The organism is Leptolyngbya boryana PCC 6306 (assembly GCF_000353285.1).
Taxonomy (GTDB): Bacteria; Cyanobacteriota; Cyanobacteriia; order Leptolyngbyales; family Leptolyngbyaceae; genus Leptolyngbya; species Leptolyngbya boryana.
This window is the reverse complement of sequence record NZ_KB731324.1, coordinates 5,486,220-5,505,537: the sequence shown is the minus strand read 5'-3', so window position 1 is coordinate 5,505,537 and position 19,318 is coordinate 5,486,220. Positions and strand designations below refer to the sequence as shown.

The following is a 19,318-nucleotide window of genomic DNA, read 5'->3' as shown; positions in this document are numbered from 1 at the left end:
TTTTAATCTCCTAACTAATGCCCAGGCATTCTGCTAGATCCCGTGTCGTAGCGTCTTCCCCAATTTTGCAAGACGTTGAGTGCAAGCAAGATCAAGAGCGAAATCATCAATAGAACCATGCCGATCACTGTTGCTCCAGCGTAGTCATATTGTTCTAAACGCTGGAAAATCAGGATCGGTGCAATCAAATCGCGAAAAGGAGTGTTCGATGAAATGATGACAGTTGAGCCATATTCACCTACAGCGCGAGAGAACCCTAGCGCAACTCCAGTTAAAATTGCTGGAAACAAGGGCGGCAGAACAACTCGTTGAAAAGTCTGCCAAGGTGAAGCTCCTAAACTCCAAGCTGCCTCTTCGACTTCTTTTTCTATTTCTGAGAGAACGGGCTGCACTGTGCGAATTACAAATGGTAATGAGATAAAGAGCATCGCGATCCCAACACCAACCCGAGTAAAGGCAACCTTGATTCCAAATGGGGCAAGTAATGAACCAAGCCAGCCATTTTCGCTATAGACCGTTGCTAAGGTTAGACCTGCAACTGCGGTCGGTAAAGCGAAAGGTAAGTCAACGGAAGCATCGACTAACCGCTTCAGTGGAAAGTCATATCGCACTAAGATCCAAGCGATCAGGGTTCCAAAGAATCCATTAATCAATGCAGCAACTAATGAAGTCGTAAAAGTAATGTCATAAGTAGAAAGCGCAATTGGACTCGTCGCAATCCGCCAAAACTCCGCAGGACCGACTGTTGCAGATTTTAATAGCATTGCTACAACCGGAATAAACAGCATCACGGTCAAATATGACAGCATGATCCGCCATGTCCACGGCATCTGAACGATCGATCGTCCCCACGCTTTCCAAATTGGTCCTTTTCGAGAGGGAACTTGAGCAGAAGAAGCCATACAGTACTCCAAATAAAACCAGAAAGTTAGAGCCGCAGAGATTGAATGTTCTTGCTGCGGCTCTATTTATGCCTAACGTTTGATCGAAGCTTGGACTTGGTCGAAGACCGCTCCATCGTCAAAGAACTTCTTCTGTGCTTGGCTCCACCCGCCATACTCCTGAATCGTGCCCAAGGTCTTCACCGCCGGGTACTTGTCCGTATTCTCTTTTGTCTTCACCGGGGCACCATCCAACGGGCGGAAGCCTAACTTGACGAATTCGGCTTGTGCTTCCGGGGTGTACAAATACTGCACAAATGCCTCTGCAACTTCCCGCGTGCCATGCTTATCCACGTTCTTATCAATCACCGAAATCGGAATATCGATCGACACATTGGGATCTGGCACGACATATTCCAGCTTTTCCCCCTTTTGCTGTGCCAGAATCACCTCATTCTCATAGTTGATCAAGGCATCGCCTTGTCCCTGCTTGGAGAATGCGTCAGTCGATTCGCGGGCATCTTTTGCCAGGACTGCCACATTCGCAAACGCTTTAGTGACAAATTCGGTCGCTTTAGCTTCATCCTTATTGTTGGCTCTCAAAGCATGATCCCAGAGAGCGAGGAAGTTCCAGCGAGCGCCCCCCGAGGTTTTCGGGTCTGCCGTGACCCATTTGACATCGGGACGGGTCAAATCATCAAAGGTTTTGATATTTTTGGGATTACCGGGACGGACAATCACCGCAGCGACCGTTTTGGCGACAATGCCATTATTCGGGGTTTTGGTCGTCCAGTCAGAATTGACAAATCCGGCTTTGACGAGCTTTTCGGTATCTGCGGCGATCGCTAAGTTGGCGACATCGGCTTCAAGACCATCAATAATGGCGCGAGTTTGAGAGCCTGAGCCACCGTAGCTTTGTTTGAAGGTGACGGTTTGCCCTTTTTCTTTTTGCCACTTCTCGACGAACTTAGGAATGATGGCATCGTGAGCGGCTTTGGGGACGGCATAGCCGACGAGGGTGAGTTCGACCTCTTTAGCGGAATTGGCAACGGGGCTAGCGCTATTGGGACTAGAAGAAGTTGAAGCGGTGTTGCCGCCGCAGGAGGCGATAGCGAGGCTCAAGGTCGTGCCGATCACAAAGAGTGAAACGAATTTTCTGACAGAGTGCAGATTAAATAGTGTTTTGAAGGTTTGAGCCAAGCGTGGTGCTAGCTCATGTGGATGGTGCTTCAACTTCATGAATTGTTCTCCTAATCTACGGTAATATTGTAGGATTACCGTCCTTATCTCAGTTTTCAATCGTATCGGAGAAAGAGATAAAGCGCAAGAAAATACTCCTATTATTTGATCGGTTTACTTGGGATTACAATAACTCTAATGCTTGCTGAGGAATCAGATTGTGTCTTTTCATGCGATTTCATACTTGGCTCCAAATTGGTTGGAGTTTTATCAAGCTGTGACTCTTTATTTGGGGCGAGTCTTGGGCTGTCAGGCTGATTTGATGGTCGGCGAATGTGATCCGTTGAAGGATTCGCGACTTTATGAAGACGCGATCGATCTAGCTTTTATTTGTGGATTGCCGTTTGTTCGGTACGGGCGAATTCGACCTCGGCAGTTCAGCGCGATCGCGGCTCCAGTGATGCAAGCTGAGCGGTATCAAAATACGCCGATTTACTTCTCCGATATCATTGTTCATGCGGAGAGTTCGTTTCAAACGTTCTCGGATTTAGCAAATTCAACCGTTTGTTATAACGATCCTGGCTCGAATAGTGGCTACTACTTGCTTCGGGATCGCTTACTTCAGGAACAACGTCCACAATTTTTCAAACATGCGATTCAATCTGGCTCACATCAGCGATCGATTCGTTGGGTAATTGAGCGCAAAGCAGATTGTGCTGCGATTGATAGTACGGTACTGGAGCGGGAATTTCGCGTCTTTCCCGAACTGGCACATCATGTGAAAATCATCGAGTCGAGTCGGGCTTGTCCGATGCCGCCGATTGTGGTGGCAACACATTTAGGCGATCCAGTGATTGAGAAAATTCAATCAGCATTACTGCATCCAGATTCAGAATTATCAGCAGCTATGACTGCAATGCAGATTCAGCGCTTTGCGGCTGTCACTACAGAAGATTATGCAGCGATCGCTGATCTCTATGACGATGTGACGAATTCGTGCTTTAGCCAGCTTTAACCGTTCGCCATAACTGCCGCACTTTGCCAGACTGATTGCGTAGAACAGCTTGTTGATAAATCTGACCAAACATTTTCTGTTGAGTCCGACTCCCACCGACGGTATGTAGATAAGAGAGTCGAGGCTGCATTGCCGAAACTGTCGTTGACCAATCTTGTTGAGTGTATGCAATTAAGCCTTTGGCAACAGGCAAGACAATTTGCAGCCAGGTGAATTGCGATGTTGCCGGAAGTTGCTGTGCGTGCGATGTGAGACTTTGAAGAAATTCATTCACCCAGTCTGTGTATCCAGCCCGTGCGAGTGCATAAATATAGTGCAAATCTTGAAAAGGTAGCGCATGTTCGTGTAAACGCGAACCCAGATGAGGAGCAAGAGCCTGCCAGCGTTTCCCCACATCAACGCCTTGCACTTCTAAGCGCAGTAAGGTCGCGATCGCACCGACTTGATCTTTTGACGACGACGGATTCGCCCGTCCCCAAACCTTTTGGTCATAAAGCTCTAAGACTTTCTGATGATTGCCCAGTGCTAGGTAGTAAAGTGCGACATGCCACCAATTGTGGGTATACAGCATCGAATTGCACTGCTCCCAAGTGTCTGAATGGCTTTCCATCCAGAGAATTCCATCTTCTGGGCGATTTTGTTCTTCAAGGATATGCGCGATCGCATGTTGCGCCCACGGGTCGAATCGATTCAGCGCGATCGCTTGCAGTCCAGTCTGCATAGCGCGATCTAAGTCTCCGCATTGCTCCAAGCCAAACGCAATCATTCCATATAAATAGTGCAGATGGGGATTGTCGGCATTGGCAGGAAGAACTTTCTCGGCAATTTTGAGTAACGGATCAGATTCGCCTCGATAGAAGTAGTGATATTGTCCTTGCTGCACAGAAATCAGGTCTTGTGGATAGTTCTCTGCGATCGCTTCATGTAGGTCGATGGCTTCAGAAATTGCGCCGCCTGCCCAAGCTGAAATCGCGCGAATGTACCACTGTTCTCGTTCAGTTGCCGTTGCAGCATAACGCTCAGCCACTTTAAGGTGATGCATCGCGGTTTGACGCGCGATCGCGGTTTCCTGGGATAGGTAGTAAGCGGCAGCGTATGCTTGAGCGATCGCGCAGGTTGGATCGAGTGCCAGCACTTGCAGAATCGCTGTTTCGGCTTGATTGCCGTAGTAAAGAGCTTGGTCAATAAATCGATCGAGTTCAGTCCTGAGTTGAACAGAAAAATCAGGTCGGGTGCTTGTCACCGCAAGTCCTTGAGCGTCAATTATCATGGAGAATCACAAATAACACTAAGTCGGTCGGAATACCGTATTATTTGCCAAGTATGTCATACTCCTAGGAGCAATGAAAAGTAAAGCTCGTTACTTATCTCGTCATTTATTTGGAGCCTTGAAACGTACCAACAATTTCCTCACTCCGTTCTATCTCGCTCTGGAATGGAATTCCGGGGGCGGGTGAATGCGATGAGCGATACGTTTCAAACATCCTCTTAATATGAGTCCCCATATCTAATCTCTTATAGGCGAGTAAGAAATTACTGTTTCTCAATTGAACTCGTATCGATACTTTAAATTGCATGAATTGCTAGTCATTCAAAAATTGGCAAATCGCATCTAAAAAATATTTTTTCAGGTCTTGTTTTCTCATGCGACTTGTGAGATTCTCTTGATACAAACTAATCTACTAAATGCCGATCAATCAATCGTAGATTATTCTAAAAGTATTCTCAATCTATGAAAAATCGTTCTTTTGCCCAATCGCTGCTCGATAAGGTTCAGCATCAAGTTTCTAGCCTAAAAGTTCCTAGTCTTCTAGTAGCTACTGGAGTCACTTTCAGTTTGTCGATCCCTGCTTCTGCTGCGATCGACACTTTACGGAATAAAGGCAAGACTGCTGATCAGCCGCCTGTGCCAAAGCAGCAGTTGATCAGCCAAAACCCGCAGACTGTTGAGCTTACTCTAGTATCCTTTGCGGTGACGAAAGAAGCTTACTCAAAAGTCATCCCATTGTTTCAGCAGAAATGGAAGCGCGAACGGAACCAAGAGGTTAAGTTTGTCGAAAGCTATGCCGGTTCAGGCACTCAGACTAGAGCCGTGATCGATGGACTAGAAGCAGATATTGTGCATCTTGCACTTGGATTCGATGTCGATCGCATTCAAAAAGCTGGATTGATTGATCCAGGTTGGGAGAAAGAAGCTCCAAATGATGCAGTGGTGAGTCGTTCGGTTGTGGCACTCGTGACCCGTCCCGGTAATCCTAAAAATGTCCGAGGATGGTCGGATCTAGCGAAGCCAGGAATTAGCGTTGTCACAGCAAACCCGAAAACCTCTGGGGTTGCCCGTTGGAACTTTCTGGCATTATGGGGTGCAGTCAGTAAGACAGGTGGCGATGATGCGAAAGCTCAAGACTATGTGACGCAAGTGTTTAAGAATGCTCCTGTGCTTGCTAAAGATGCGCGGGAGCTGAGTGACATTTTCTTCAAGAAGAATCAGGGCGATGTGCTGATTAACTACGAAAACGAGGTCATCTTAGCGTCACAAAAGGGTGAAACAGGGTTCTTTACCGTGATCCCGCAGAATAATATCTCGATCGATAACCCGATCGCAGTCGTGGATAAAGTCGTCAATAAACGCAAGACGCGGGAAGTTGCAGAAGCATTTGTTCAGTTCCTTTACACCCCAGAAGCTCAACGGGAATTTGCAAAAGTCGGATTTCGTCCCGTCAATACGAGCATTACGAAGGAATTTGATAAGAAGTTTCCAAAAGTGAATAAGCTGTACACGATCAAAGATTTTGGAGGTTGGGCAGAAGCGCAGAAGCGATTTTTTGATGATGGTGCAGTCTTTGATCGGATTCAGGCTTCTCGCTAAAGTTCGATCGCGGTTTCTCCAGTATCTACAGTTAGGGGCATTTTGCCCCTTTTCTTCATGATCACAGGTAGGGTTGTTGCTTTGTTTACTTCAGATCAAAATTCACACAAGTCTCAGCTTGAGTCTTCAGCAAACAAGAGCGTTAATCCGAATGATAGTAGCGCGATCGCGGTGCTGGATAAGGTTGCGATCTCCGATGAGAAGATCTCACCCCTGTTTCAAGTGGCTAAACCGAGTAGTACTGCTAAATGGGTTTGGTTAACAGTGCTAGTTTCTCTAGGATTGCATGTAGGATTGATGCTGATCCCAACTGGGAATGAGCCAAAACCCACACCTCCCAAAGAACAAGAAAAACAAGTTCGTGTGACTCAGTTGCCGACTTTGAACAAGACGGCAGTGACCAAAGCACCGCCCAAGCCTTTAACTCCAACCCAACCTCAAAGAATTACACCCGTTCGAGAAACAACAATTCCGCCTGTTGCAAGCCCTGTCGATCGTCCAAAACCTCCGATCCCTCAATCACCGACGAAACCTGCTGAGACGAAACCCGCTGAGTCAGACAGCAACAACTGGGCAGATTTCCCTATCTATCCAACGGCTCAACCGGGTTGTTTTGGGCTACAGTCTTGTCTGCAAACGAGCGATGCTCTCGCAAAGGTCTCTGATTTCTTTACTAAGGAGCTAGCGAAAAAGAAATATGAGAGTAAGCTGACAGTCCAGTCAGTCGATCGCGCAGTTTATCAAGTTTCTCGCAACGGGCAAGCGCAATTTCTGAGTATTCTCCAAAGTGAGAAAGGAACGGTTTATGTTTTAGCAGATGCGCCTCGAACACTAGAAGATTTGAAAAAAGCGGTAGAAGTTCCGCCTGAAGTATCCGAGATTTTGAGCAATCTAGATGCTCAAGCCGCTGATCCCACTTTGTTTGCACAGCCGACCTTGTTTTATGACGGGCAAGTTCAGAAAGCCGGAATCCGTAACATTAGCTTAGTCGCAAGCCAGGCAGACACGATGATGGATGAATACTTTCGATCGAACTTGCAGAACAATGGCTATGAAGTAACAGATTTACCGCAGCAGTATGGGGGAGGTAGCCTCTATCAAGTTAAGAAAGGATCAGTGACACTTTATCTCAATCTAGTTCCAACAAAAGACGGTGCAAACACGCTCGTTGTCGCTTGGAAAAACTTGCCAGTTTAGTTCTCTTAATCTTGGATGTCCTATGTCTATTCTGTTTGATTTGATTGCCAAAGGTGGGCCGGTGATGATTCCGCTAACAGGGTTGTCAGTGGCAACGATCGCCTGTGGGATTGAGCGAACTATCTTTTGGGTTCAAGTCCTCCGAGTCGAAGATAAGATCGCTCATGATGTCTTGGATGCAGCACAATACAGTTTAGATGAGGCAACCGCGATCGCGCTTCGAGCAGCGGATCAGCCGATTGGTCGTTTTCTGCTCGCAGCACTGCAACTTGATTATCCAGAGCCGGAAACATTTCATTTGGCACTTGCAACCGCAGGCGAAGAAGAGTTTGTCCTAATGCGAAAAGGGGACAAGTTATTGGAAACAGTGATTGCGGTTGCGCCGTTGCTTGGGCTGCTGGGAACTGTGACGGGTCTAATTATCACTTTCATTAACTTGAAAATTGGGGGTGGCGGCTCATCTGTCGATACCTCTAAGGCTGCGGGAGGGATTGGGGAAGCTTTGACCACAACGGCAGGAGGCATGATTGTTGCGATCGTTGCATTATTAATTTTTCGACTGTGTGTGACACTACAAGCGAAACAGGTCGATTACTTTTCTAAAGTGGGGTGCCGATTAGAGCTAATTTACCGCCACATTTGGTACAAGCGGTTGAAAGCAGAATCGGAACTGTCGTTGGAAAATCGTGCGATCGCGAATCAATCTCTTCTATAGCGCTTATGTTTTCTAAATCGAAGTCAAATTCTGGTATTCCAGAGGTCAATTTAGTTCCCATGATGGACGTGATTATGACAATTCTCACGTTCTTTATTATTGTGGCGATGACGCTCAGCGATCAACAACGCACGCTCAACGTCAATCTGCCCAATGCCAAGTCAACTCCCTCCAGTGCAAGAACTCCAGAATCTCTAGTGGTGGGCTTGAATGCACAAGGGCAGACTGCGATCCGGGAAAAACTTGTCTCTGAAACCGAACTGGCTCAGCAGATTCAGAGCTATCTCGCGAAAAGTCCACAAGGATCTGTGTTGTTGAAAGCTGATCGCACCGTCTCTTATCAGCAGCTTGCGAAAGTTTTAGGGTCGATGCAGCAAATTGGTGGAGAACGAGTTTCACTTGCGATCGAAAGTAATTAACCATGCGAAAATTTCTCTTACTCTTGGCTGGAACAGCGATTCTTTCTGGGTGTGAAAAAACGTTTGACGTGACTAGCCTACAAGAAGAAATCAAAACCAGCTTGAATCAGCAAAATGGCATTTCGGTGAAATCTGTCCATTGCCCGACAAACATCAAAATTCAACCTGATAGTACGTTTGAGTGTACTGGCGAGCTAAATCCTGATGGTGGTTTCTTTGTGACCGTTCAGCAAGAGAATGAAGGGAAAGCAAAATGGGAAATTCCCAATTCTTGGCGATTGCTCAATTTGGCAAAGCTAGAAGCTGAATTTCAAGAAAAGATCAAAGCTACACCACAAAATGGATTGCGAGTGACTTGCGGCGGCAGCTATCGAGCCATAAAACCTGGTGATAGTTTTGAGTGTCAACTGACTCGCAAGGACAAGACAGATGCAATCTTAGTCAAAATTGAACCCGAGGGACAGGTGAATTGGCAAGAAGTCAGAACAGTGACAGTTTCAGAAAAGACAACCTCTGCTTTACCTTCTCCAGCAGCAACTCCAGACACTACGACTACTGCTGCAACTCCATCCTCTTCAACTTCAGAGAGCAAATCGGCAGTTCCTCCAGGAGCGCAGATTAAAGACGAAACAGGCTGGCAGGAACTTAACGATTAAGCTAGGTGCGATCTCTATCTCTATCCCGCTCTTGCTGGGCAGAATTTCCAGTTTGCGGCAATCGAATGACAATCGATCTCTGAACTCGCTTCACTCCACTTAAAGTGAGCAACGTTAAAACTGCACCTACCAGTCCAGTTTGCCAAAAACCACACCCGATCGCGGCTCCTAATGCGGCTGCGATCCAAATTGAAGCCGCAGTTGTTAATCCTCGAACTTTGGGGAGTTCAGACTTCTTCGAGGACTGCTGCAAGATTAGTCCTGCACCCAGAAAGCCAACGCCTGTCGTTACGCCTTGAATGGTACGGCTCAGAGCATTCGTGGTAGCATAGGGACTATCTCCTTCTTGCAACGGAAGCATTACGAACAAAGCAGACCCCATACTCACTAACATAAAGGTTCGCATTCCTGCGGGTCTGCCTCCTTTTTGGCGATTGATTCCAATCAGGCAACCTACGATTAGCGATAGCGTTAAACGAAATGCAATGTTCATCCAATCATTGGAAGGAATGAACATTTTATCGGTTATGACTAGCAAGCTTTGTAGAATCATCAGAGCAGTACCTTGGCGTGAATGATTACTAGAATAGTAGCGAAGAAACAATTGAAATACTGCTACTTGTTCTATGAAAAAAAGCCCTCTTGCTTTGAGACAAGAGGGTTGGAGTGAACACGGAAACTTTAGTTCAACTGCAACTAGAATCGGAATGTTGTCCGAATGACACCGACATAAAGCGTGTCGTTGTTGCTGTTGTTTTCTGGATTAAAAATCACGATTAGACCGGGCGTAATCGAGATCTTGTCAGAAAGTTGGAATCGATACAGCCCTTCTAAATGCAGCGTTGTATCTTCATCCCGACGGCGGGCTGTTGTTGCTCCTAATACAGGTGGTCCAAAATCACTGTTCGTGACTTTAGGTGGCTGACCAAAGATGATGCCAGCTAAGTTACCTTTTCCACCCAAATCTGGAAATCCGAGAGACACTGCCCAACTCCAGATATCAGCTCTATCTCCAGTATTGACTGTTGCGAGTCCTTTACCATTCTCAGCGATCGCTTGAGTGTACAATCCCCATGCTGAAACCGTAAATTTAGGGCTAAACCGATAGGTCGCTTGTAATCCAAAATGATTGGCGGAAGTTGCAACGTTACCAAATGGTTGGTTAGCAAAAGCACTTCCATAAGCGCCAGAGACAGAGACATCATTGTTCGCACCGCTAAAGTACGATCGCGCATAAGATAAGCCAAGCGCGAAATCGCGATTCGGTTGGAAAGCTAACTGTGCGATCGCGCCATAGCTTCCGTCTAGCAATCCACGCGATTCTGCTGGATCATTTGGTCTTCTGGCAATGTAACCTGCAGAAAAGCTCAAAGAATCACTCAGCTTTAAGACTGCGCTGACCCCTGCTCCGGTATTGCTGCCTGAGCCAGTGTTACTCGCTCGATAAATCGGTGAAAAACGACCAAATCGAGACACACTTCCAGTGGAGGCAGAAGCAAACAAGGGGTTAAAGGTGTTGAAGTTATCGTAGAATTCACCCCCGATCGCATCTACAGTCACGTTCAAATTCGTGCCTAGAGGGAAGCGATAGAAGAGTTTGCCCAGTTGCACACTGTTGTCTGGATTGTTCGTTGTATCGTAACCGAGACGAGTTTGGCTCGTTCCGGTGACTGGAGTGTTAAAAGCAGTTGTATTGCTTGCCTCTAGACGAGTGAAGAGTCGATCTTTGCCAGTCAAGCTGGTATTGAGATCCAATCGAACCCGATTGCTCAATACCGTATTGTCTTGCACATCTCGCCCTGCTGCACCAAAAGCGGCAGTTCTAGCAGCTTCTCGCGCCGCACCTGCGGGAGCCGCGTTGATGACTCGCCATTGATCAGAGTTCAACGCACGATCTTCTCCCACAACACCAGCAATACCGAAGATAACTTCTCCACTGAGTTTTGTTGTGGTTGAGAATTGCTGCTTTTCTAGTGTCGTGGTTCGAGCTTCGAGAGAATCCACTCGCCCGCGTAAGGTTGCCAGCTCTGCTGCAAATTGTTCTTGGAGTTGTTGCAGGGTTGCTAAGTCTTCTTTTCTGACCAAATCAGCCGTTGCTGCTGCAATCAGTTCATTGACGCGATCGAGACAAGCATTCAGACCTGCTGCAAACTCATAACGGGTTAATGCACGATTGCCGCGATAGGTACGATCGGGATAGCCTGCAATGCAACCATATCGTTCAACTAGAGATTGCAGGGCTTGAAATGCCCAATCTGTTGGACGCACGTCAGACAGTTGGGAAACGGATGTAACTTGTCCAGCAGCATTCACTTCGCTGGTTTCACTGCCGTAGGCTGCAAGCTGACTGAGAGAGTTCTCAGAACTCGCAGGCAGTTCTTTAACTTCTGCCGCGTTTGCTTGGCTCCACAGGCTCACTCCTAACACAATGGGCGATGCCCAAAGCAAGCTCGAAATGCTCTTCCGCATTGTTAAATTCCTCACACCAATCAGAAATAAGATCGTGCCGCAGACGCTTTGAATTATCGAAACCTTCAGATAATCTACGTAATGTCGATCGAATTATCGTATTCAAAATAATACTGCCATGAACTTCCTGAAGAAAGCAAGGGGCGATTGTTACTTTTTTATTCACAAAGCGCAAATTTTTAAATCCCTAGAGATTTGTATCAGAAGTACTTTTCTGCTCGATTATGTCTGTGACATACTAGCAGCTTAAATCTAAGTAATCCGGTACATACGATTCAATACCGTAGATTAGGAGAGAGAAAGCGTGCAAGTTCTTTGGTTTATTCCAACTCATGGGGATGGTCGTTACCTGGCAACTTCGATTGCAGGGCGATCGACGAACTATGACTATTTGAAGCAGATCGCTCAAGCGGTGGATCATTTAGGCTACTTTGGAGCATTGTTACCGACAGGTCGATCTTGTGAAGATGCTTGGATTGTTGCCTCTACATTGATGCCGCTCACTCAGCGGATGCGGTTTTTAGTTGCAGTGCGTCCAGGATTAGTTTCGCCTGGAGTTGCGGCTCGGATGGCAGCAACATTTGATCGACTTTCAAATGGTCGGTTGTTGATTAATGTTGTGACTGGCGGCGATCCGGTCGAACTAGCAGGAGATGGACTGCATTTGAGCCACGACGATCGCTATCATTTAACGGATGAATTTCTTACCGTTTGGCGCGAAATTGCTCAAGGCAATGAAATCACGCACAAAGGCGATCATTTAGACGTTCAGGGTGGAAAGCTTCTTTTTCCAACGGTTCAGAAGCCTTATCCGCCCCTGTGGTTTGGGGGATCGTCTCCGGTTGCGAAAGAAATTGCGGCAAAGCATGTTGATGCTTACTTGACTTGGGGTGAACCTCCTAGTCAGGTTGCTGAAAAAATCAAATCTGTGCGTCAGTTCGCAGAACAACAAGGACGATCGCTGAAGTTTGGTATTCGCCTGCACGTGATTGTGCGAGAAACTGAGAGCGAAGCTTGGGATGCTGCAAATCAGTTGATTCGCTATGTGGATGAAGATGCGATCGCGGCAGCACAAAAAGCCTATGCCCGCATGGATTCTCAAGGGCAGCGTCAAATGACTCAGTTGCACAATGGTAGCCGTGAAGCTTTAGAAATTAGTCCGAATCTGTGGGCTGGTGTAGGTTTAGTTCGAGGAGGAGCGGGAACAGCACTGGTCGGCGATCCCGATACCGTTGCAGCTCGAATCCTAGAATACTCAGCGCTAGGAATTGATCATTTTATTCTGTCAGGCTATCCGCATTTAGAAGAAGCCTATCGAGTTGCAGAACTGTTATTCCCTAGACTTCCTCTCAGTCATGCACAGCCAATCGATCAGCAGGTGATGTTTAGTCCATTCGGAGAGATTGTTGCAAACGAAAAATTTCCAAAGCAAAGTAGTACACCGGCGACTGTCGATTGAGGTCTGAATATGACAGATAGATTCTACGAACAACAGGTCATGCAACAATTAGTTGCATGTTCACCCGAGCTTTTTAGGAAATCTCGCGTTAGTTTGATCCTTTGTAGAACTGGAAATCTTCTGTTGATGAACAGAGAAGATCTAGTCTTTGATCCGATGCTGTGTCTAGAATTTGTGCCGATCGCGCAATTGTTGCAAAAACAATGCGGGAATACACGAATTTGTATCTGTACTGCGGATGGAGTCATTCTCAACTTGAGCAGCGAGGAAATGATCGAGCTTGCTGAGACTTGGAATATTTGGCATTAGAAGCGTTTGCCTTTCTAGAACTCAAGGAAACACACTCATGGCATTTTACGATCGCATCGAGCAAGAACTTGCAGTCGATGAATTTTGGGGAACGAAATTATCGCAAAAATATGAGTCGGGAGTTCGAGATATTTGGGAAGTCAAACCTCCTGAAGCACCGAGAGATTCTACATTCCACGTTTTGCATTGGAGCTATCGTTCTCTTTGGAAATCCCGTTATCTTCGCCGTTTTGCGCGTTAAACGGTCTTAAGTTTTCATAAATTCCATAATTCCCATCGATTTATCGGAGTATGATAAATAGAGGCGGGTGATATGCACGTTTGTTTGGGACTGAATTTGTTTGGGACTGAATTGATCTCCCTCATCACCATGGAGTAGCGCAATGCGAATTGCAAAAAATATTACAGAGTTAATTGGGAAAACGCCATTAGTTCGCCTCAATCATATCCCTCAGGCAGAAGGGGCTGTTGCTCAAATCGTCGCCAAACTAGAAGGCATGAACCCTGCAGCTTCCGTGAAAGATCGGATTGGGGCAAGTATGATTCAGACTGCTGAAGAGGCGGGACTGATCGAACCAGGTCGCACGATTTTAGTTGAGCCAACTTCAGGCAATACTGGAATTGCACTCGCAATGGTGGCGGCAGCGAAAGGCTATCGATTGATTTTGACGATGCCAGATACGATGAGCTTGGAGCGTCGAGCTATGCTGAAAGGCTATGGCGCTCAACTTGAGCTAACGCCCGGAACTGAAGGCATGAAAGGAGCGATTCGACGGGCTGAGGAAATCGTGAATTCAGTCCCAAATGCTTACATGCTGCAACAGTTTCGCAATCCAGCTAATCCTAAAGTGCATCGCGAAACTACGGCTGAGGAGCTTTGGGCAGACACCGATGGACAGATTGATATTTTGATCGCGGGTGTTGGCACAGGCGGAACGATTACGGGTGTGGCAGAAGTTTTGAAGCAGCGTAAGCCTGGATTTCAAGCGATCGCAGTTGAACCTGTTGAGAGTCATGTTCTTTCGGGTGGGCAACCTGGAGCGCACAAGATTCAGGGGATTGGAGCAGGGTTTGTGCCGGAAGTCTTGCGCACTGAGTTAATTGATGAAGTGATTCAAGTTAGCAGTGAAGATGCGATCGCGTATAGTCGTCGCTTAGCAAGAGAAGAAGGATTGCTATCTGGAATTTCATCGGGGGCTGCCCTTGCTGCTGCGATTCAGGTCGGAAAGCGTCCAGAGAATGCTGGAAAGCTGATTGTCTTTGTACAACCGAGCTTTGGCGAACGCTATCTGAGTACTGCATTGTTTAAAGATCTCACCGAGATTGAAGTTGCGCCGCTCAATGGTGCAAGCCGCTCACTTTCGTCGGTGAGCTAGTTTTAGATTTAGATTTCGAGATGGTATCTGTTTTCCCCCAAATTTAGAGAATTTGGGGGATTTTTATTATGGTGCGAATCGAGGATTCTACAGCAAAAAGTCATAGAACCATTTTGGGATAAAAGCAATTCCAATCAGGATGACAATACTTGCTGTACAAACCAGCGTGAGTAAAAGTAAAGGATCAAATCTCAGCACGATTCCCTCCGATCGTGACGCGAGAATTGATTGCAGATTTTGGAGATAAGCAAACTACATTTGGCATTTCTTGCCGACAATTCGAGCAAAACCAATACACACCCGTTGATCGCACATGACGTAGTAATTTCTCAGAGCAGCAAAGACAGTAGCTCATTAGATTCCCCTATTAGCAAGCAAAGACTAAGATACAAGCCCACTGATCACAAGTGCTAGATATAAAACATGGATGATTTCTGCTTGCGAGCAGCACAGCGCTGGACTAAATCTTCTAACGTGCAGCGCTGCAACGCTTCATGAGAAGCGGTTTGAGCCTGTTTCCACACTTCTGATAAGAGTTCTCGCTCCAAGTTCACGCTTGATCGATTCTCGATCGGTTCTCCCGTTATCAATGTCACAATTTCTGCGATCGTGATCGATCGAGGTTCGCGAGTCAGCGTATATCCTCCCTTTGCTCCGCGTAGACCTTGAACCAGTCCACCACGTCGCAGCAGATTAAAAATCTGTTCTAAGTACCGCTCTGGAATGGGCTGACGACCGGCGATATCGTGAATTCTCAGCGGGGTTGCTTTGTCAAATTGGCTTGCCAATTCTAAGAGCGCCAGTAACGCATACTCAATCTTGGCAGGCACAGATAATGAATTACTAGACTGTTTCATGGTGACTTTCAATATGGATGAGAGGGGTGTAAGCAACTCCAGAAGCTTTTTTCTCGAAAAAGTCTGGGTGTGATAAGATGCCAACACGATTCAACTACTCTATCTTGATCGATTTAATGTGGTTTTGTTGTCATTATGCTCACAATTGCGTTCAAATTACGCAAAATGATTGAAAAATTTCCAACGGCGTAAGCATCCAACCTCAATTACGACTATGACCCTGGAACAATTACGAATTTTTTTAGCCGTTGCTGAGCAATTGCACTTTACCCGTGCAGCCGAAGCTCTCTACATTACACAGCCTGCTGTGAGTGCAGCTATCCAGAGCTTAGAGCAGGAGTATGGCGTAAAGTTATTTCACCGCATTGGTCGCCGCATTGAAATGGCAGATGCGGGGCGTTTATTTCAGTTGGAAGCGCAGAAAATCTTAGATCAAGTCGAGTTCGCAGAACGTCAATTGCGAGAGCTAAACAATTTGCAGCGTGGAGAGCTAAAAATCGGCGCGAGTTTAACGATCGGAAATTATTGGCTTCCTGACAAAATTAGCCAATTCAAGCAGCAATATCCAGGTATTCAGGTGCAGTGTAAGTTAGGAAATGCAGAAGAAATTTGTGAAGGGACTGCATTAGGGCGGTTTGACTTAGGATTAGTCACAGGCGATGTGAAGCCTGTCTTAAAAGAGCTATTAGAGCAAGAAGCGATCGGCACAGATCGGCTGAGGATTGTGGTCGGTCGATCGCATTCTTGGTTTACCCATCCTCAAATCGCTGTAGAAGACTTATTAAAAACATCGTGGGTGATGCGCGAATCCGGTTCAGGCGCACAGAAGATGTTCGAGCAAGCGCTGGATGATTGGGGTGTTGAATTATCTGAACTGCAAATTGCTTTGGTACTCAGTACGAGTGAAATGGTCAAAGCTGTGGTCGAGCGAGGAGTTGGAGCCGCAGCTTTACCAGAACTGATGGTCGAGAAAGAACTGAAATTGGAAACGCTTAGGGCGATCGAGATCGAAGATGACCAAAGATGCGATCGCGCGATTTTAGAAATTATTCAGCCAATTTTCAAACTCAGGCATCAAAAGCGGTTTCGCACTCAATCGATCTGTGCTTTTGAGAAAATTTTGATGCCTGAATTGCAGGATAGCGTGATTTGAACCTGGGTTTTTAGCTTGCAACTAAGGCCTCGAAGGTGTCGAAATTCGGGCGACGGAAGTAAGCGCTCGATAATCGACCCATTGAACTACAGTACTGGCTGCAAGCGTGGCAAGCTTCAGCACATGCCATCATTTGCGGATCGTCTGAGTAAATTTCACAAGCTGCTGCACAGCGATCGCACATTTCAGCGCAGATCAAGAATGTGCGTCCCATGAATTCAGATCCATCGATCATTAAGTTAGTACTCATCAGACACATTTCTGCACAGTCTCGCAGCAAGCACATCAATGACAAATCGCGATCTTGCGTGTTGCTGTGCAAGTAGTACGAGAGCGTTGTCGTGCAGGTTTTTTTGCACGTGGTGAGGGCTTGTAGACCCCGTTGCATTTCAAGGCTCATTGATTGTGTCATAGCTGTCACCGTTCCTTTGTTCGTCGGACTGAATATGAGGTTCTTTGATTTGTAGCGTAGTCCGAGTTTTTAGGAGATGCAAGCGCGATCGTACTTCGATTTTTACAATGTTCAGTAACTCTCTCAAAAATAGAGGAATTGAACAAAAACACGATGCGTCGCAGGAGTTTTAGCTCGAACTACTATCCATTAAGGCTTGTAATCTTGACTTTACTAGGAGAGATTTGACCTGTGATATTTGAACACTGGATTCAGCGCCAAAGTGACCAGAAAAAACGCTCGGCTAATGTCAGGATATCTTGATATTAGCGATGAAATGGCGTTGAAAGTCCGATGAAATCGTTAACTTTTTGATCAGTTGAGTAACGCTTGGAATACATTTTGAACTATTTTGTTGCAGCATTTCCAGGCAAGCTTGTTTTCATCAATTTCTTTAGATCCAATACTGTAGAACTTTCATCGCCAACGACTAGTGGAAGGCTCCCATTCCATTTCTCGATCGCTTGTCTTTGCAGTAATTCCGGTGTGAGCGTTTGTTGCAGAAGTCGCTGAGCTTCTGCTTCTCCTCGTGCTAGATTGGCTCTCGCTTCTGCTTCTTTGACTGCTTTTAATGCAACAAATTCAGCCCGTTTTACTTCTTGCTCTGCAACTTGTTTTGCCTCAACTGCATCGCTAAATCGCTGTGTGAAGTGAATATGCACTAATGACAAATCATCGACGGCAATATGATACGGCTTCAAGCGTTCTGTTAGAGCCTGATCTACGCCTGTCTTGACTTCTCCTCGCTTTGTAATGATTTCCTCAGCCGTGTACTTTGCCATGACTGCTTTGAGCACTTCTTCGATCGCCGGGTTGATAATGCGATCGATGACAGCTTGCTGATTCCCAATCTGCTGATAGATCAAATTCGCCTCTTGCGGAAGCACATGCCAATTCAGCGCTACATCTGCATACACATCCTGCAAATCTTTAGAAGAAGCTTCGGCTGAAATTTCCTGGCTCTGAACGCGGACGCTGAGCTTTTCTACAGTTTCAACGATCGGCACAATGAAATGGATGCCTTCTCCCAACACGCTGTCTTGAACTGCACCAAATTTCATCAAGACTCCGCGTTCTCCTGCTCGCACAATCACGATAAAGCTGGAGATCAATGCTAAACAAAGCAAGACCAGAATGACTTGAATAGCAATACTCGCGTCGCGACCACTTTTTTTACTGATTTTTCGGGTTGAATTCGCAATGCTTGACGGTTCAGAGTCCAGAGATTTCGTCATGAGCAAGGATTGAGGCAGTTTCCGCTAATATACAACAAATGCTGAGAAGGCTCTATCTGAATGTATTCTTTTAAAGCTCAGTTTATCAATCATGCTATTTCAATCGATTAAAGTTATCGAATCCTATGCCTGAAATTTTGATTCGTGCCGTAGTTACTGGAATCACTGCATTTGCAGCAACTAATCTGGACGATATTCTGGTTTTGATGCTGTTCTTTTCTCAAATCGATCGCACGTTCCGACGGCATCATATTATTACAGGGCAATATCTTGGCTTTGCTGTGCTGTTGCTGATTAGCTTACCGGGTTTCTTCGGCGGATTGCTCATTCCTCGCCCTTGGATTGGGCTACTGGGCTTAGTTCCTATCGCAATCGGCATTTCTAGCTTTTTTCAGCAAGAGGACGATGAACCTGTGCAAACTGTCTCTCAGTCATCTCGCTCTGTTTTTGCTCAATTTCTGAATCCTCAAACTTATCAAGTTGCTGTAGTCACGATCGCAAACGGCGGCGACAATATTGGCATTTATCTTCCTCTATTTGCCAGTAGTACTTGGCTTGAGTTAATTGTGATTTTGGTCGTTTTCCTCATCATGATTGCAATTTGGTGTGCGATCGCACAGTATCTCGCTACGCATCGTCTGATTGCTCGTCCACTGATGAATTATGGGCATCGGATTATCCCCTTTGTTTTGATTGCACTGGGATTTTACATTCTCTGGGAAAACAAGACTCACACATTTCTCAGCTTACTGAAAGCTCAAACTTAACTGATTCATCTTTCAATAGTGCCATTCGTCTCCATCCGAGTTCGGCTTTCCAATGACTTTTAGATCGAGTGATTTTAGATGTGCAAGTCCATGACTAATCTGCTGGGGTGTGCCTCTGAGTTCTAAATCAAAGTAACCACAGTCGTCTGTATTGCTCCCGAGCATTGCCGCTGTAATATTCACAGCCAAACCCGATACTGAAATCAAATCAGAAATTACAGGCTGATGTCGATAGATCATCGGAATCTGTAGATGAATGCGAACTCTGATGTGACGATCGTATCTAGAAACTGACTGCATCAAACTGGCTC

General features: G+C 46.2%; 21 protein-coding genes. 12 read left to right on the top strand and 9 right to left on the bottom strand.

The features are described from left to right. Positions 1-14 precede the first annotated feature (14 nt). Both cysT and LEPBO_RS0127435 read right to left on the bottom strand, forming a co-directional pair. Positions 15-902 (bottom strand): sulfate ABC transporter permease subunit CysT, encoded by an 888-nt coding sequence (gene cysT, locus LEPBO_RS0127440; RefSeq protein ID WP_017290797.1) that lies wholly within the window; start codon positions 900-902, stop codon positions 15-17. Positions 903-974: 72 nt separating this feature from the next. Beyond that, entirely contained in the window at positions 975-2,120 is a 1,146-nt protein-coding gene (locus LEPBO_RS0127435; RefSeq protein WP_017290796.1) for a sulfate ABC transporter substrate-binding protein, read from the bottom strand. A 160-nt stretch (positions 2,121-2,280) separates the two neighbouring features. Between LEPBO_RS0127435 and LEPBO_RS0127430 the strand changes: the two genes are divergently transcribed. Then, positions 2,281-3,075, top strand: a complete 795-nt coding sequence (locus tag LEPBO_RS0127430; RefSeq protein ID WP_017290795.1) for a phosphate/phosphite/phosphonate ABC transporter substrate-binding protein — start codon at positions 2,281-2,283, stop codon at positions 3,073-3,075. Here LEPBO_RS0127430 and LEPBO_RS0127425 read toward each other — a convergent pair. Then, the gene (locus LEPBO_RS0127425) at positions 3,062-4,345 is read right to left on the bottom strand and encodes a tetratricopeptide repeat protein (protein WP_017290794.1); all 1,284 of its coding nucleotides are present in this window, start codon (positions 4,343-4,345) and stop codon (positions 3,062-3,064) included. The two genes, LEPBO_RS0127430 and LEPBO_RS0127425, sit on opposite strands and share 14 nt — an antisense overlap. Positions 4,346-4,807: 462 nt before the next feature. Here LEPBO_RS0127425 and LEPBO_RS0127420 point away from each other — a divergent pair, with 462 nt between their 5' ends. The 5 genes from LEPBO_RS0127420 to LEPBO_RS0127400 all read left to right on the top strand — a co-directional run bounded on the left by LEPBO_RS0127420 (position 4,808) and on the right by LEPBO_RS0127400 (position 8,931). Further along, positions 4,808-5,944, top strand: a complete 1,137-nt coding sequence (locus LEPBO_RS0127420) for a sulfate ABC transporter substrate-binding protein (RefSeq protein ID WP_017290793.1) — start codon at positions 4,808-4,810, stop codon at positions 5,942-5,944. 81 nt (positions 5,945-6,025) lie between these two features. Beyond that, a complete protein-coding gene (locus LEPBO_RS0127415; protein WP_144056284.1) occupies positions 6,026-7,141 on the top strand; it encodes a hypothetical protein in 1,116 nt (371 codons plus the stop codon). Positions 7,142-7,163: 22 nt separating this feature from the next. Further along, complete coding sequence (locus LEPBO_RS0127410; RefSeq protein ID WP_017290791.1) at positions 7,164-7,856, top strand: MotA/TolQ/ExbB proton channel family protein; 693 nt, start codon at positions 7,164-7,166, stop codon at positions 7,854-7,856. 5 nt (positions 7,857-7,861) lie between these two features. Next, a complete protein-coding gene (locus LEPBO_RS0127405) occupies positions 7,862-8,275 on the top strand; it encodes an ExbD/TolR family protein (protein WP_017290790.1) in 414 nt (137 codons plus the stop codon). 2 nt (positions 8,276-8,277) lie between these two features. Then, positions 8,278-8,931 (top strand): DUF4333 domain-containing protein, encoded by a 654-nt coding sequence (locus tag LEPBO_RS0127400; protein WP_017290789.1) that lies wholly within the window; start codon positions 8,278-8,280, stop codon positions 8,929-8,931. A gap of 1 nt (position 8,932) precedes the next feature. Here LEPBO_RS0127400 and LEPBO_RS38460 read toward each other — a convergent pair whose 3' ends face one another. Beyond that, positions 8,933-9,424: an MgtC/SapB family protein gene (locus LEPBO_RS38460; RefSeq protein ID WP_239741231.1), complete on the bottom strand. Its 492-nt coding sequence runs from the start codon at positions 9,422-9,424 to the stop codon at positions 8,933-8,935. Positions 9,425-9,627: 203 nt separating this feature from the next. Further along, positions 9,628-11,400: an iron uptake porin gene (locus tag LEPBO_RS0127390; RefSeq protein WP_017290787.1), complete on the bottom strand. Its 1,773-nt coding sequence runs from the start codon at positions 11,398-11,400 to the stop codon at positions 9,628-9,630. A 304-nt stretch (positions 11,401-11,704) separates the two neighbouring features. Here LEPBO_RS0127390 and ssuD point away from each other — a divergent pair, with 304 nt between their 5' ends. The 4 genes from ssuD to cysK all read left to right on the top strand — a co-directional run bounded on the left by ssuD (position 11,705) and on the right by cysK (position 14,544). Next, positions 11,705-12,859: an FMNH2-dependent alkanesulfonate monooxygenase gene (ssuD, locus tag LEPBO_RS0127385; RefSeq protein ID WP_017290786.1), complete on the top strand. Its 1,155-nt coding sequence runs from the start codon at positions 11,705-11,707 to the stop codon at positions 12,857-12,859. 126 nt (positions 12,860-12,985) lie between these two features. Further along, positions 12,986-13,168, top strand: coding sequence for a hypothetical protein (locus tag LEPBO_RS42510; RefSeq protein WP_144056283.1), 183 nt, complete (start codon positions 12,986-12,988; stop codon positions 13,166-13,168). Between the two features lie 37 nt (positions 13,169-13,205). Beyond that, positions 13,206-13,409: a hypothetical protein gene (locus LEPBO_RS0127375; RefSeq protein ID WP_017290784.1), complete on the top strand. Its 204-nt coding sequence runs from the start codon at positions 13,206-13,208 to the stop codon at positions 13,407-13,409. Positions 13,410-13,551: 142 nt separating this feature from the next. Further along, positions 13,552-14,544 (top strand): cysteine synthase A, encoded by a 993-nt coding sequence (gene cysK, locus LEPBO_RS0127370; RefSeq protein ID WP_017290783.1) that lies wholly within the window; start codon positions 13,552-13,554, stop codon positions 14,542-14,544. 410 nt (positions 14,545-14,954) lie between these two features. Here the strand turns inward: cysK and LEPBO_RS0127360 are convergent, their stop codons facing one another. Continuing rightward, positions 14,955-15,401: an RrF2 family transcriptional regulator gene (locus tag LEPBO_RS0127360; protein ID WP_017290781.1), complete on the bottom strand. Its 447-nt coding sequence runs from the start codon at positions 15,399-15,401 to the stop codon at positions 14,955-14,957. Positions 15,402-15,615: 214 nt separating this feature from the next. Between LEPBO_RS0127360 and LEPBO_RS0127355 the strand changes: the two genes are divergently transcribed. Next, the gene (locus LEPBO_RS0127355) at positions 15,616-16,554 is read left to right on the top strand and encodes a LysR substrate-binding domain-containing protein (protein WP_017290780.1); all 939 of its coding nucleotides are present in this window, start codon (positions 15,616-15,618) and stop codon (positions 16,552-16,554) included. A gap of 10 nt (positions 16,555-16,564) precedes the next feature. Here LEPBO_RS0127355 and LEPBO_RS43690 read toward each other — a convergent pair whose 3' ends face one another. Continuing rightward, positions 16,565-16,966: a ferredoxin gene (locus LEPBO_RS43690; RefSeq protein WP_036044940.1), complete on the bottom strand. Its 402-nt coding sequence runs from the start codon at positions 16,964-16,966 to the stop codon at positions 16,565-16,567. Between the two features lie 386 nt (positions 16,967-17,352). Then, on the bottom strand, positions 17,353-18,240 hold the full coding sequence (locus tag LEPBO_RS0127345; RefSeq protein WP_017290778.1) for a prohibitin family protein: 888 nt from the start codon (positions 18,238-18,240) through the stop codon (positions 17,353-17,355). Between the two features lie 125 nt (positions 18,241-18,365). On the opposite strand from LEPBO_RS0127345, the gene LEPBO_RS0127340 reads away from it, so the two are divergent. After that, positions 18,366-19,007, top strand: a complete 642-nt coding sequence (locus LEPBO_RS0127340; RefSeq protein ID WP_017290777.1) for a cadmium resistance transporter — start codon at positions 18,366-18,368, stop codon at positions 19,005-19,007. A gap of 12 nt (positions 19,008-19,019) precedes the next feature. Here the strand turns inward: LEPBO_RS0127340 and LEPBO_RS0127335 are convergent, their stop codons facing one another. Next, the gene (locus tag LEPBO_RS0127335; protein WP_017290776.1) at positions 19,020-19,307 is read right to left on the bottom strand and encodes an NIL domain-containing protein; all 288 of its coding nucleotides are present in this window, start codon (positions 19,305-19,307) and stop codon (positions 19,020-19,022) included. Positions 19,308-19,318: the final 11 nt, after the last annotated feature.